General features: G+C 58.6%; 20 protein-coding genes. 1 reads left to right on the top strand and 19 read right to left on the bottom strand.

Going from position 1 to position 13,091, the window contains the following annotated elements; translation table 11 throughout:
• Positions 1–9 precede the first annotated feature (9 nt).
• The 5 genes from rplE to rpmC all read right to left on the bottom strand — a co-directional run bounded on the left by rplE (position 10) and on the right by rpmC (position 1,770).
• Entirely contained in the window at positions 10–573 is a 564-nt protein-coding gene (rplE, locus tag Q0949_RS03115) for a 50S ribosomal protein L5 (protein WP_299368425.1), read from the bottom strand.
• Positions 573–878 (bottom strand): 50S ribosomal protein L24, encoded by a 306-nt coding sequence (gene rplX, locus Q0949_RS03110; protein WP_299142427.1) that lies wholly within the window; start codon positions 876–878, stop codon positions 573–575. The genes rplE and rplX overlap by 1 nt, the downstream gene beginning before the upstream one ends.
• 1 nt (position 879) lies before the next feature.
• On the bottom strand, positions 880–1,248 hold the full coding sequence (gene rplN, locus Q0949_RS03105) for a 50S ribosomal protein L14 (protein ID WP_025045929.1): 369 nt from the start codon (positions 1,246–1,248) through the stop codon (positions 880–882).
• Between the two features lie 78 nt (positions 1,249–1,326).
• Positions 1,327–1,557, bottom strand: coding sequence for a 30S ribosomal protein S17 (rpsQ, locus tag Q0949_RS03100; protein ID WP_299142429.1), 231 nt, complete (start codon positions 1,555–1,557; stop codon positions 1,327–1,329).
• A gap of 12 nt (positions 1,558–1,569) precedes the next feature.
• Entirely contained in the window at positions 1,570–1,770 is a 201-nt protein-coding gene (gene rpmC, locus Q0949_RS03095; protein WP_076630311.1) for a 50S ribosomal protein L29, read from the bottom strand.
• A 239-nt stretch (positions 1,771–2,009) separates the two neighbouring features.
• On the opposite strand from rpmC, the gene Q0949_RS03090 reads away from it, so the two are divergent.
• On the top strand, positions 2,010–2,630 hold the full coding sequence (locus Q0949_RS03090) for a TIGR02466 family protein (protein WP_299368422.1): 621 nt from the start codon (positions 2,010–2,012) through the stop codon (positions 2,628–2,630).
• A gap of 402 nt (positions 2,631–3,032) precedes the next feature.
• Here Q0949_RS03090 and Q0949_RS03085 read toward each other — a convergent pair whose 3' ends face one another.
• From Q0949_RS03085 to rpsG, 14 genes are all read right to left on the bottom strand, one after another.
• Positions 3,033–3,212 (bottom strand): hypothetical protein, encoded by a 180-nt coding sequence (locus Q0949_RS03085; RefSeq protein ID WP_299368418.1) that lies wholly within the window; start codon positions 3,210–3,212, stop codon positions 3,033–3,035.
• Between the two features lie 258 nt (positions 3,213–3,470).
• Complete coding sequence (gene rplP / locus Q0949_RS03080) at positions 3,471–3,884, bottom strand: 50S ribosomal protein L16 (RefSeq protein ID WP_299368415.1); 414 nt, start codon at positions 3,882–3,884, stop codon at positions 3,471–3,473.
• A 14-nt stretch (positions 3,885–3,898) separates the two neighbouring features.
• Positions 3,899–4,606 (bottom strand): 30S ribosomal protein S3, encoded by a 708-nt coding sequence (gene rpsC, locus Q0949_RS03075; RefSeq protein ID WP_299368412.1) that lies wholly within the window; start codon positions 4,604–4,606, stop codon positions 3,899–3,901.
• Positions 4,606–4,986, bottom strand: coding sequence for a 50S ribosomal protein L22 (rplV, locus tag Q0949_RS03070; RefSeq protein ID WP_299210808.1), 381 nt, complete (start codon positions 4,984–4,986; stop codon positions 4,606–4,608). Before rplV ends, rpsC begins: the two co-directional genes overlap by 1 nt.
• A complete protein-coding gene (rpsS, locus tag Q0949_RS03065) occupies positions 4,983–5,261 on the bottom strand; it encodes a 30S ribosomal protein S19 (RefSeq protein ID WP_299142453.1) in 279 nt (92 codons plus the stop codon). The genes rplV and rpsS overlap by 4 nt, the downstream gene beginning before the upstream one ends.
• Before the next feature lies 1 nt (position 5,262).
• Complete coding sequence (gene rplB / locus Q0949_RS03060) at positions 5,263–6,105, bottom strand: 50S ribosomal protein L2 (protein WP_299368409.1); 843 nt, start codon at positions 6,103–6,105, stop codon at positions 5,263–5,265.
• A gap of 403 nt (positions 6,106–6,508) precedes the next feature.
• Positions 6,509–7,021 carry a hypothetical protein gene (locus Q0949_RS03055; protein ID WP_299368406.1) on the bottom strand — a complete coding sequence of 171 codons (513 nt, stop codon included), beginning with the start codon at positions 7,019–7,021 and terminating at the stop codon, positions 6,509–6,511.
• A gap of 94 nt (positions 7,022–7,115) precedes the next feature.
• The gene (locus Q0949_RS03050) at positions 7,116–7,412 is read right to left on the bottom strand and encodes a 50S ribosomal protein L23 (RefSeq protein WP_299368404.1); all 297 of its coding nucleotides are present in this window, start codon (positions 7,410–7,412) and stop codon (positions 7,116–7,118) included.
• Positions 7,409–8,026, bottom strand: a complete 618-nt coding sequence (gene rplD / locus Q0949_RS03045) for a 50S ribosomal protein L4 (RefSeq protein ID WP_299368401.1) — start codon at positions 8,024–8,026, stop codon at positions 7,409–7,411. The genes Q0949_RS03050 and rplD overlap by 4 nt, the downstream gene beginning before the upstream one ends.
• Positions 8,023–8,742: a 50S ribosomal protein L3 gene (gene rplC, locus Q0949_RS03040; RefSeq protein ID WP_299368398.1), complete on the bottom strand. Its 720-nt coding sequence runs from the start codon at positions 8,740–8,742 to the stop codon at positions 8,023–8,025. The genes rplD and rplC overlap by 4 nt, the downstream gene beginning before the upstream one ends.
• A gap of 13 nt (positions 8,743–8,755) precedes the next feature.
• Positions 8,756–9,076 carry a 30S ribosomal protein S10 gene (gene rpsJ / locus Q0949_RS03035; RefSeq protein ID WP_195819727.1) on the bottom strand — a complete coding sequence of 107 codons (321 nt, stop codon included), beginning with the start codon at positions 9,074–9,076 and terminating at the stop codon, positions 8,756–8,758.
• Positions 9,077–9,202: 126 nt separating this feature from the next.
• The gene (tuf, locus tag Q0949_RS03030) at positions 9,203–10,378 is read right to left on the bottom strand and encodes an elongation factor Tu (RefSeq protein WP_299368235.1); all 1,176 of its coding nucleotides are present in this window, start codon (positions 10,376–10,378) and stop codon (positions 9,203–9,205) included.
• Between the two features lie 89 nt (positions 10,379–10,467).
• The gene (gene fusA, locus Q0949_RS03025) at positions 10,468–12,585 is read right to left on the bottom strand and encodes an elongation factor G (RefSeq protein WP_299368395.1); all 2,118 of its coding nucleotides are present in this window, start codon (positions 12,583–12,585) and stop codon (positions 10,468–10,470) included.
• A gap of 26 nt (positions 12,586–12,611) precedes the next feature.
• Positions 12,612–13,082: a 30S ribosomal protein S7 gene (rpsG, locus tag Q0949_RS03020; RefSeq protein ID WP_076628880.1), complete on the bottom strand. Its 471-nt coding sequence runs from the start codon at positions 13,080–13,082 to the stop codon at positions 12,612–12,614.
• Between the last annotated feature and the right edge of the window lie 9 nt (positions 13,083–13,091).

Below are 13,091 nucleotides of genomic sequence, written 5' to 3'. Positions count from 1 at the left end.
CCTCTGCGCTTACGAGTTGAAGGGCATGTTGAAATGCTTCAGCAAGGCTTTTGCTTCGGCATCATTGTCGGCGGTCGTGGTGATCACGATGTCCATCCCCCAGGTCTCATCAACCTTGTCGAAGTCGATCTCGGGGAAAACGATGTGCTCTTTCATACCCATGGCATAGTTACCACGGCCATCAAACGATGTGCCGGGAACGCCGCGGAAGTCGCGAACGCGGGGCAGAGCGATGGTGATCAGACGGTCCAGGAATTCATACATGCGATCGCCGCGCAGCGTCACCTTGGCACCCAGCGGCATGTCTTCGCGAACGCGGAAACCGGCGATGGATTTCTTGGCCTTGGTGGTCAGGGCCTTCTGGCCGGCGATGGCCGTCAGATCTTCCTGTGCCGATTTGGCTTTCTTGCTGTCACGCACGGCTTCGGCACCACAGCCGATGTTCAGAACGATCTTGTCCAGACGCGGGATCTGCATGTCGTTCTTGTAGCCGAACTCTTCCTTCATCGCGGCGCGGATGGTGTCCACGTACTGCGTTTTCAGACGGGGGGTGTAGTTTGCAGTGTCGAGCATCAGATCACGTCCCCTGTTGTCTTGGCAAAGCGGACTTTCTTGTCGCCGTCCATTTTGAAACCAACGCGCGTGGGTTTGCCATTTGCATCCAGCAGCGCGATGTTGCTCAGATCAACCGGCATCGCTTTGGGGATGCGGCCGCCCTGGCTTTGCTGGGTCTGACGGGTGGCGCGGATGGCGATGTTGATGCCATCGACCACTGCCTTGTTCGACTTGGGATCAACGGAAGAGATTGTACCCTCTTTGCCCTTGTCCTTGCCGGTCAGCACGACGACCTTGTCGCCTTTTTTCAGTTTCGCAGCCATCTTAGAGCACCTCCGGCGCCAGCGAGATGATTTTCATGAAGTTCTTGCCACGCAATTCGCGCACAACCGGGCCAAAGATACGTGTACCCACGGGCTCGTTATTGTTGTTCAGGATGACGGCGGCGTTGCGGTCGAAACGGATGGCGGTGCCATCGTCACGACGAACTTCTTTGGCGGTGCGTACGACGACGGCCTTGCGGACGTCACCTTTCTTTACGCGACCACGTGGGATGGCTTCCTTGACCGAGACGACAATGATGTCGCCGACGGATGCGTACTTACGCTTGGAACCACCCAGAACCTTGATGCACTGCACACGGCGCGCGCCGCTGTTGTCAGCAACATCCAGGTTGGTTTGCATCTGGATCATTTGGTTTCTCCCGACCTTTGGGGGGCGATGCGTGCCAGATCCCCAGGGTTTCGATTAATGCGCGAAAGCGCCGGCGGCTTACGCCTCCAGCACTTCCCAGCGTTTTGTCTTCGATTTCGGTGCGCATTCAATGATGCGAACGGCGTCACCAACCTTGAAGGCATTCTTTTCATCGTGCGCCCGGTATTTCTTGGACTTACGAATGGTCTTCTTCAGAACCGGATGCGTAAAGCGGCGCTCGACGGACACGGTGACTGTTTGTGCGTTTGCGTCGGAGGTCACGACGCCAGACAGGATACGCTTGGGCATTTCGTGCTCTCCTTATTCGGCCGCTTTGGCGGCTTGTTCGTTGAGGATCGTCTTGACACGCGCAGCATCACGACGGACCGAGCGCAGACGCGCCGGGTTCTCAAGTTGACCTGTGGCCTGCTGGAAACGCAGGTTGAAGGCTTCTTTCTTCAGATTGGCCAGCTCATCACGCAGCTGGTCCGGGGTTTTATCCCGAAGTTCCTGGGCGTTCATCGCCTTTTTCCTTTCAACATCACGAGGGTGCCGCCAAAGACGTGACACCGATTCCCGTGGAGTGGGTGAATAGAGGGGCCGTATATGGGCGCACCGCGCTTATGGCAACCCCTTTGCCACAAAGAAAAACGTGGGTGCGACGGGTCTGCGCCCGGGTGCATGATGACCCACAACATCTGGATACGCATCCCGTTAATTTCATGTCGCAAACGGGGGCTCGGTCGACTACATCCAATCTCATGAGTACCATCACATCGCTATTCGCCACCCGCCTCTACCACGCGCCCCTGTCCGAGTTCGCCCCCAAGGTTGATCCGGACGCTCTGGAGCAACACTGTTATGCTATCGCCGAGGATGACGAAGCTGGCCATGACTGGTGCGAGGCGCAAGGCTATCCCGGCTACACGTCCTATGCGTCGCTTGACGACCTGCCCTGGCGCTTCCCGATCTTCGCCGATCTGGTCAAGGCACTCGACGCCCACGTCGCCGCCTTTGCACACGACTTGGCCTTTGACCTCGGCGACAAGGCGCTGAAGCTGGACAGCATCTGGATCAACATCCTGCCCGAGGGCGGCATCCACACAGGCCATATCCATCCGCACTCGGTGATCTCCGGCACGACCTACGTGGCGATGCCCGAAGGGACTTCGGCGCTGAAGCTCGAAGATCCCCGCCTGCCTATGATGATGGCCTCTCCCGGGCGAACGAACGATGCACCCGAAGAATTGCGCCAGTTCTTTTATGCCAAGCCGTCCGTGGGGGATGTGCTGCTATGGGAAAGCTGGCTGCGCCACGAGGTCCCGATGAACATGGCCGAGGACGAGCGGGTGTCGGTGAGCTTTAACTACGGTTGGGATTAGAGCCGTAGGGTGTGAATTCGCTGCTCAGCGTACCCATCCGACCGATGCCCCGAGCCGCGCCATTGAATGGCCACGGTCTGTCGATCCAACACTGGTTCTGCAGCACTTTATGGCAGCCAAACACATCTTTCGGTCGAGCGACGCGCAGACATCACCCAATCGACAGGCCCGGGGGTGGCCTGTCGATGGCGCGGCGGCCTGCGGCCTTGATTCCGCGCCTATGCACTTTGCACCACCTCAGAAGCGAGTCAGCGCCCGACCGACCTGGAGGGCATCTGAACTAAGAGATCCCTCACCGACAAGCGCAGCACAACCGTTCAGAACAGGCATCGACATAGCGCCCGCCCTCCGGGGGGAGGTCGGACGGGCGCTGGCCGGGCTGGTTGCCCAGCTGGGCAAAATTCAATCGCTGCTTTTACGAGATGTTGGCAATGCTTTGAGCAAAGCAGTCAAGCTTTGGCCTCGGCGACTGCGCAAAACGACGGCCAAGGCCACGACCGCCAGCAGCAAGGCACCTAATCCGCTGCCCGACATAAAGAACAGGTTCAACTCTGCTTCTCTAAGGGTAGTCCAGAACTCCATGCCCATTCCTCGCTATAGAATGATGTTTGAGCTCCTGGCTCCGCTTGTAGTCAGTTCCCGACCGCCGCGACAAGATGATTTCGATTTATCTACAGTTTTGAAGTATTTTTCTACAATTCGAACAGGTGCGGAAAAACAACAACCCCCGACGCTCTCACGCCGGGGGCTCTTAATCTCTACCGGGTGCCGCTCTCGTGCATTTGCCTATGGCAAATACCCTGCCGCGCACGGATTGCGCCCCGATGGGGCGCAATCAGCTTACCAGTCCTCGCGAACGACCACGCGTGTCTTGATCGGCAACTTCATCGCCGCCAGACGCAAAGCTTCGCGCGCGATGTCGTCATTCACGCCGTCGATCTCGAACATCACGCGGCCGGGTTTGACCTTGGCCGCCCACCGGTCGACCGAGCCCTTACCTTTACCCATCCGCACTTCGATCGGTTTGGCGGTCACTGGAACATCGGGGAAGATCCGGATCCAGACCCGGCCCTGACGTTTCATGTGACGCGTCATCGCACGACGCGCGGCTTCGATCTGACGGGCCGTGACCCGCTCTGGTTCCAGAGCCTTCAGGCCGTAGGTGCCAAAGTTCAGGTCGGACCCGCCCTTTGCCTTGCCCTTGATCGAGCCCTTAAACTGCTTACGGAACTTGGTACGCTTTGGTTGAAGCATCTAAATGCCCTCCTTTAGCGACGGCCACCAGCGCCACGGGGCGCAGGACCATCCTGGAGTTCTTGTGCTTTACGGTCACGCGCCTGGGGGTCGTGCTCCATGATTTCACCTTTGAAGATCCAAGTCTTGATCCCGATGATACCATAGGCAGTCGTCGCCTCGACGTGTGCGTAATCGATGTCGGCCCGCAGGGTGTGCAGGGGCACGCGGCCCTCGCGATACCACTCGGTCCGCGCGATCTCGGCACCGCCAAGGCGGCCCGCGACGTTCACACGGATGCCCAGGGCACCCATACGCATGGCGTTCTGCACGGCACGTTTCATGGCGCGGCGGAAAGACACCCGGCGCTCCAGCTGTTGTGCAATGCTTTCACCCACCAGGGCTGCGTCCAGCTCGGGCTTGCGCACTTCAACGATGTTGAGGTGCAGCTCGCTGTCGGTCAGCTTGGCCAGCTTCTTGCGCAGACCTTCGATGTCTGCACCTTTCTTGCCGATGATGACACCAGGGCGCGCTGTGTGGATCGTGACGCGGCACTTTTTGTGCGGACGTTCGATGATCACACGGGCAACACCGGCCTGATGACACTCTTTCTTGATGAACTCACGGATTTTCAGGTCTTCCAGCAGAAGATCTCCGTAGTCCTTCGTGTCGGCATACCAGCGGCTGTCCCAGGTGCGGTTCACCTGAAGGCGCATGCCAATCGGATTGACTTTATTTCCCATCAGGCTTGCTCCTCGACTTGACGCACTTTGATCGTGATTTCAGCGAACGGCTTCATGATCTTGCCGAAGCGGCCGCGCGCCCGGGGGCGCCCACGTTTCATGGTCAGGTTCTTGCCAACCCAGGCTTCTGCGACGATCAGCTCGTCCACATCCAGGTTGTGGTTGTTTTCAGCATTGGCGATGGCCGATTGCAGGCACTTCTTGACGTCCTGCGCGATCCGCTTTTTCGAGAAGGTGAGGTCCGTCAGGGCCTTGTCCACCTTCTTGCCACGGATCATCTGGGCGACCAGGTTCAGCTTTTGCGGAGAGGTACGCAGCATGCGTGTCTTCGCCATCGCTTCATTGTCCGCCACGCGGCGTGGATTCTTATCCTTGCTCATTTGCGTTTCGCCTTCTTGTCAGCGGCGTGACCGTAATAGGTCCGCGTGGGCGAATATTCACCGAACTTCTGGCCGATCATCTCTTCGGACACGTTCACGGGAATATGCTTCTGGCCGTTATATACACCAAAGGTCAGACCCACGAACTGGGGCAGAATGGTGGAGCGACGGGACCAGATCTTGATGACTTCGTTGCGTCCCGACTCGCGCGACGCTTCCGCTTTCTTCAGCACATAGCTGTCGACAAACGGGCCTTTCCAAACAGAGCGAGACATATTAGCGCCCTTTCTTCTTGGCGTGACGCGAGCGGATGATCAGCTTTTGCGACGCTTTGTTCTTGTTGCGGGTGCGGGCACCCTTTGTGGGCTTGCCCCATGGGGACACAGGGTGGCGACCACCCGATGTCCGGCCTTCACCACCACCGTGCGGGTGATCGATCGGGTTCATAACGACACCACGAACACTTGGGCGGATGCCCTTGTGACGCATGCGGCCCGCTTTACCGTAGTTCTGGTTGGAGTTGTCGGGGTTGGACACGGCACCAACGGTGGCCATGCATTCCTGACGGACCAAACGCAGTTCGCCCGAAGACAGGCGGATCTGGGCGTAGCCACCATCGCGGCCCACAAACTGGGCGTAGGTGCCGGCGGCACGCGCGATCTGACCACCCTTGCCGGGCTTCAGTTCGATGTTGTGAATGATCGTCCCGATGGGCATGCCGCTGAAGGGCATCGCGTTACCGGGCTTGATGTCGGCCTTGGCCGACGAAATGATGCTGTCCCCGACGGCCAGACGCTGCGGTGCCAGCACGTATGCCTGCTCGCCGTCGGCGTATTTGACCAGCGCGATGAACGCGGTGCGGTTGGGGTCATATTCGATGCGTTCGACGGTTGCCGCCACATCCATTTTGTTCCGACGAAAATCGACGATCCGATAGAGACGCTTTGCCCCGCCGCCTTTGCGGCGCATCGTGATCCGTCCGGTGTTGTTCCGTCCGCCATTCTTGGTCAACCCTTCGGTGAGGGACTTGACCGGGCGGCCTTTCCAAAGCTCCGAACGGTCGATCAGTACCAGCCCACGCTGGCCCGGCGTCGTCGGCTTATACGACTTGAGTGCCATGATTGCTGTCTTCCGTTTTGCTGTCTCGCGACCCACGGGCCGCTCTGGTTATAGGCCCCCGTAGGTGCCCGACTTGAAGTGTTCTTTCGAACAAAGACAAAGCCCCGGACGAATCCGGGGCAGTGCCGATGGGTGCGTGTATAAAGGCAGGGCGGTGGGGTCAAGTGTATCGAGGCAAAACTCCTTCGCCAGCGAGCGCTTCAATCCGTGCAACACAAGCCGGGAGCGCGCCTGACCGTGGTTTGGCGCTGCAACGCTGGAACGGAGTGCTTAATGGCAGCCAAGCACATCCCCAGATATCAGCGGGCAGCGGACGGTTAGCATAGCGCCAGACCGCCGGAACGGTCAGGCGCTCGCCCGGCGCCTTTGGCTTGGTTCCGGGCGGGTTATCAACGATACAAATTTATCGGCATCCAGAATATTTCAATACATCATCTGGTAGAACCACATGATCTCCGCGGTTCGCAAACTGCCATGCACGATAATAGAAGAATCGTTTAAGCATCGGTATCAGCAACAAAGGAGGCGTAACGTCACTAGCCCCATAGCCCGGAGCTGTGTTTACACCGTCCAAAGTATAGATGACCCCAAGATACACTTCCTTGCAATTGTCCTGCTTTGCAGCACCGACCATACTGCATTCGTCCAGTGATACATGCGGCAAACTATAACCCAGAGAATACCGAATAAGCCCCGATATCTGCATGCCTGTATGGGTATGCTTGATCAAAAAGGGCTGCATCGTACTACTTTGATGCGCAGGAGCACTTTTCGAAAGTGTTGCAAAAACAAGTTCAAATTCGCCCGTTTCGTAAATGCGCCGATCAAGTGGACACATTTGTTCGCCTTCAGCGAAGCTGTAGCTGACAGAGAATAAATACCCGAAGAGCGCGAACAAAAACAGCTTGATCCCCATAACTCTGCCTACGCTACTCAAAGAAAAAACCCCGGCCGCTAACGCAGCCGAGGTTCGAAAAATTTCAGACGCACGAGGTCACCCTCGGCCCCAATCAAAGACCGGTGCTCACGTCGATCGTGTTGCCTTCTTCAAGCGTCACATACGCCTTTTTGACGTCCTTGCGCTTGCCCAACTGACCACGGAAGCGCTTGACTTTGCCCTTCGTGATGGTCGTGTTCACAGCCTTCACCTTCACACCAAACAACGCCTCAACGGCCTCTTTGATCATGGGCTTGTTGCTATCCATCGCCACTTCGAACACAATCGCATTGGCCTCAGAGGCCATCGTTGCTTTCTCGGTGATGATCGGCTTGCGGATCACGTCGTAATGTTCTGCCTTGGCACTCATTTCAAGCGAGCCTCCAGTGCTTCGACACCCGCCTTCGTGATCACCAATGTGTCACGCTTGAGGATGTCATATACGTTTGCACCCATCGTCGGCAGGATATCCAGACCTTCGATGTTGCGCGATGCTTTCAGGAAATCTTCGTTCACCGAAGCCCCGTCAATCACCAGCGCACGCTTCCAGCCCAGGTCCTTGACCTGTTTGGCCAGAGCGGCGGTTTTACCTGCCGAAGTCGCGTCCTCGATGATCACCAGCTCGCCTGCCTTGGCCTTGGCCGACAGCGCGTGCTTGAGACCCAGCTTGCGGAACTTCTTGGGCAGGTCGTGGCCGTGCGAACGCGGCGTCGGACCCTTGTAGATGCCACCCTTGCGGAAGATCGGCGCGTTGCGGTCACCGTGGCGTGCGCCGCCGGTGCCCTTCTGGCGATAGATCTTCTTGGTCGAGTAGCTGGTTTCCGAGCGCGTCTTGACCTTGTGCGTGCCCTGCTGCGCGTTGTTACGCTGCCAGCGGACCATCCGGTGCAGGATGTCAGCGCGGGGCTCAAGACCAAAGAGGTCTTCGCTCAGCTCGACAGAACCAGCAGTTCCGCCGTCCAGTTTGATCACGTCAAGTTTCATTCTTCACCACCTTCCACGGGGGCTTCTTCAGCCGGGGCCGCAGCCGATTTCAGAGCGGCCGGGAACGGCACGCCATCGGGCAGTTTCTTTTTCACGGCGTCTTTGACAGTGACCCAGCCACCTTTGGAGCCGGGCACAGCGCCCTTGATCATGATCAGGCCGCGATCTGCGTCCGTTTTCACAACTTCAAGGTTCTGCGTTGTCACGCGGGCGGCGCCCATGTGACCTGCCATTTTCTTGCCTTTGAAGACCTTGCCGGGGTCCTGACATTGACCGGTAGACCCGTGCGAACGGTGCGAAATCGACACACCGTGCGAGGCCCGCAGACCGCCAAAGTTGTGGCGTTTCATGGCACCGGCAAAACCTTTACCAATCGAGGTGCCGCTGACGTCCACTTTCTGACCTTCCAAAAAGTGTTCGGCCGAGATTTCCTCGCCTACGTTGATCAGGTTGTCTTCAGTCACGCGGAATTCGACCAGCTTGCGCTTGGGCTCAACCTTTTGTGCGGCGAAGTGGCCGCGCATGGCTTGGCTCACGCGCTTCACCTTGGGGCTACCTGCGCCCAAAGTGACGGCGGTGTATCCGTCTTTGTCCGATGTCCGGTTGCCGACAACCTGCAGGCCGTCCAATTGAAGAACGGTCACAGGGATCTGCTTGCCGTCTTCCATGAACAGCCGGGTCATGCCGACTTTCTTTGCGAGAATTCCAGAGCGCATATCCATACCCTCCTTACGATTGCAGCTTGATCTCGACGTCCACACCAGCGGCCAGGTCGAGCTTCATCAGCGCGTCCACGGTCTGGGGGGTCGGATCAACGATGTCGAGCAGACGCTTGTGCGTGCGGATCTCGAACTGGTCACGGGATTTCTTGTCGACGTGCGGGCCGCGCAGAACAGTGAATTTTTCAATCTTGTTCGGCAGCGGAATGGGGCCGCGCACGGAGGCACCTGTCCGCTTGGCAGTGTTGACGATTTCCTGCGTGGACGCATCCAGCACACGGTAGTCAAACGCCTTCAGACGAATGCGAATATTTTGGCTTTGGACTGCCATTTTCGTATTCCCTTATTCGGGCTTTGAACGGAGAGGAGGAGCGCCGCTCATCGACACCCCTCGTCGCGTCTTGTTTTTGGTGGGTGCCCCGACAGGGCACCCAGAGCGTTTCGGCGTATTCCCGGCTTACTCGGTGATTTTCGACACGACGCCGGCGCCGACGGTGCGGCCGCCTTCGCGGATCGCAAAGCGCAGGCCGTTTTCCATCGCGATCGGGGCGATCAGCTCAACGCCAAACGACACGTTGTCACCCGGCATCACCATCTCCGTGCCCTCGGCCAGAACAACCGTGCCCGTCACGTCCGTCGTCCGGAAGTAGAACTGCGGACGGTAGTTGGCGAAGAACGGCGTGTGACGGCCACCCTCTTCCTTGGTCAGGATGTAGGCCTCGGCCTCGAACTTGGTGTGGGGCGTCACCGAACCCGGCTTGCACAGAACCTGGCCACGCTCAACCGCTTCACGGTCGATGCCGCGCAGCAGCGCGCCGATGTTGTCGCCCGCTTCACCGCGGTCCAGCAGCTTGCGGAACATTTCAACGCCCGTGCAGGTCGTTTTCTGCGTGTCCTTGATGCCGACGATTTCGATCTCGTCGCCCACGTTGATCACGCCACGCTCGACACGGCCAGTCACAACCGTACCGCGACCGGAGATCGAGAACACGTCTTCGACAGGCATCAGGAAGGGCTGGTCCACGGCGCGCTCGGGCGTCGGGATCCATTCGTCCACGGCCGCCATCAGCTTGCGGATCGCTTCTTCGCCGATCTCGGGGTTGTTGCCTTCCATCGCCGCCAGGGCCGAACCGGGGATGACGGGGATATCGTCGCCGGGGTACTCATAGGAGTCCAGCAGCTCGCGGATTTCCATCTCGACCAGCTCCAGCAGCTCTTCGTCGTCGACCTGGTCCACCTTGTTCATGAACACGACCATCGTGGGGATGCCCACCTGGCGGCCCAGCAGGATGTGCTCGCGGGTCTGGGGCATCGGGCCGTCAGCCGCGTTCACAACCAGGATCGCGCCGTCCATCTGCGCGGCACCGGTGATCATGTTCTTGACGTAGTCGGCGTGGCCGGGGCAGTCGACGTGGGCGTAGTGGCGCGCTTCGGTCTCGTATTCCACGTGCGCAGTCGAAATGGTGATCCCGCGGGCCTTCTCTTCGGGCGCGCCGTCGATCTGGTCATAGGCCTGGAAGTCGCCAAAATACTTCGTGATCGCCGCCGTCAGCGTCGTCTTGCCGTGGTCAACGTGACCAATCGTGCCAATGTTAACGTGCGGTTTCGTACGCTCAAACTTTTCCTTTGCCATTGCAAAGCTCCTTCTTTGTCTCGTGTCGCGGTGGGCAGATTGCCCACCCTACGGGGTTGGTAGGGTGGGCAATCTGCCCACCGCTGGAATTACGCAAATTTCGCCTGGATCTCGTCGCTGATGTTCTGGGGCACGGCTTCGTAGTGGTCGAACTGCATGGTGAAGTTCGCACGACCCGACGACATCGACCGCAAGGTGTTGATGTAGCCGAACATGTTGGCCAGCGGCACGAAGGCGTCGATCGCGATGGCATTGCCGCGCGTATCCTGACCCTGCACCTGACCGCGACGCGATGTGAGGTCGCCGATGATGCCACCGGTGTACTCTTCGGGCGTCACAACTTCGACCTTCATGATCGGTTCCAGCATCTTGGCGCCAGCTTTCTTCATGCCTTCGCGCATGCCCATGCGGGCCGCGATTTCAAAGGCCAGAACGCTGGAGTCAACGTCGTGGAACTTGCCATCGATCAAGGCAACCTTGAAGTCGATCACGGGGAAGCCAGCAAGCGGACCGGAGTCCATGACTGACTGAATACCCTTTTCAACACCGGGGATGTATTCCTTGGGAACGGCACCACCAACGATGCGGCTCTCGAAAGAGTAACCTTCGCCCGGCTCTGTCGGAGAGATGATCATCTTCACTTCGGCAAACTGACCAGATCCACCCGACTGTTTCTTGTGGGTATAGGTGTGTTCGACTTCGTGACCGATGGTTTCGCGATAAGCCACCTGTGGGGCACCGATGTTCGCTTCAACCTTGAACTCGCGCTTGAGGCGATCAACCAGGATGTCGAGGTGAAGTTCACCCATACCTTTCATAATGGTCTGACCGGATTCCAGGTCAGTTTCCACGCGGAAGGACGGATCTTCGGCGGCCAGACGGGCCAGACCCTGAGACATTTTCTCTTGGTCGGCTTTTGTCTTGGGCTCAACCGCGATCTCGATCACCGGATCGGGAAAGTTCATCGTTTCCAGAACGACAGGGTCGTTCACGGCGGACAATGTGTCACCCGTTGTGGTGTCTTTCAGACCCGCCAGCGCGATAATGTCGCCCGCGAATGCTTCCGTGATTTCCTCACGGTCGTTCGAGTGCATCATCATCATCCGACCAACGCGCTCTTTCTTGCCTTTGGTCGCGTTGAGCAGCGTCGCGCCCTTCTCCAAAGTGCCCGAGTAGATGCGAGTAAAGGTCAGAGAGCCAACGAAGGGGTCGTTCATGATTTTGAACGCCAGACCGGCAAAGGCCATGTCGTCGTCAGCACGGCGTGCGATGTCCCGTGTCTCTGTCTCGTCACCGGGTTTGAAGCCCATGTAGTCGACAACGTCCAGCGGGCTGGGCAGATAGTCGATCACGGCGTTCAGCAGCGGCTGCACACCCTTGTTCTTGAAGGCAGAACCACACAGAACGGGGATGAATTTGATCGCTAGAGTGCCGGCACGGATCAGCTTGCGCAGGGTTTCCTCGTCAGGCTCGTTGCCTTCGAGGTATTCCATCATCGCATCGTCGTCCATTTCGACGGCGGTCTCGACCAGCTTGGCACGCCACTCGTCTGCGGTGTCCTTCAGGCTGTCGCGGATGGGACGTTTTTCCCATGTCGCACCAAGGTCTTCACCGGCCCAGACCCACTCTTCCATGGTGACCAGGTCGATCATGCCTTCCAGCTCGGTCTCAGCACCGATCGGGATCTGGATCGGCGCAGGCGTGGCGCCCGTGCGGTCCTTGATCATGTGCACGCAGTTAAAGAAGTCCGCGCCGATCTTGTCCATCTTGTTGACGAAGACGATGCGCGGCACCTTGTAGCGGTCAGCCTGACGCCACACGGTTTCGGTCTGCGGCTCAACACCGGCGTTGGCGTCCAGAACGGCAACGGCGCCGTCGAGAACAGCCAGCGAACGCTCGACTTCAATGGTGAAGTCCACGTGGCCGGGCGTGTCGATGATGTTCATCCGGTGCTTGGGCGTGTCGGCGGTGGTGCCGTCCTCGGTGCGCTCCCAGAACGTGGTGGTCGCAGCCGACGTGATCGTGATGCCACGCTCCTGCTCTTGCTCCATCCAATCCATGGTGGCCGCACCATCGTGCACCTCACCGATGTTGTGGGACTTGCCTGTGTAATACAGAATGCGTTCCGAACATGTGGTCTTGCCGGCATCAATGTGCGCCATGATGCCAAAGTTGCGGTAGCGGTCGAGCGGATATTCGCGTGCCATGGGGCTGCTTCCTCAGGGTGTCTGGATTACCAACGGTAATGGCTGAACGCTTTGTTGGCGTCGGCCATCTTGTGTGTGTCTTCGCGCTTCTTCACGGCAGTGCCGCGGGACTGAACCGCATCAAGCAGCTCGCCGGCGAGGCGTTCTTCCATCGTGTTTTCGTTGCGGCCGCGGCTGGCGGTGATCAACCAGCGGATGGCCAGCGCTTCGCGGCGCTCGGGACGAACTTCAACAGGCACCTGGTAGGTGGCACCACCGACGCGGCGCGAACGCACTTCGACGGAGGGTTTGATGTTGTCCAGCGCTTCGTGGAACACTTCTACGGGGGCGCGTTTGATCTTGGACTCAACCCGGTCGAACGCGTTGTAGACGATGCGCTCGGCGGTCGATTTCTTGCCATCGACCATCAGGTTGTTCATGAACTTGGTCAGAACCTTATCGCCATACTTGGCGTCGGGCAGGACTTCGCGTTTCTCGGCGGCGTGACGACGTGACATCGGCTGCTC

This window comes from uncultured Tateyamaria sp., from assembly GCF_947487805.1.
GTDB lineage: Bacteria > Pseudomonadota > Alphaproteobacteria > Rhodobacterales > Rhodobacteraceae > Tateyamaria.
This window is presented reverse-complemented; position numbering and strand designations above follow the sequence as displayed.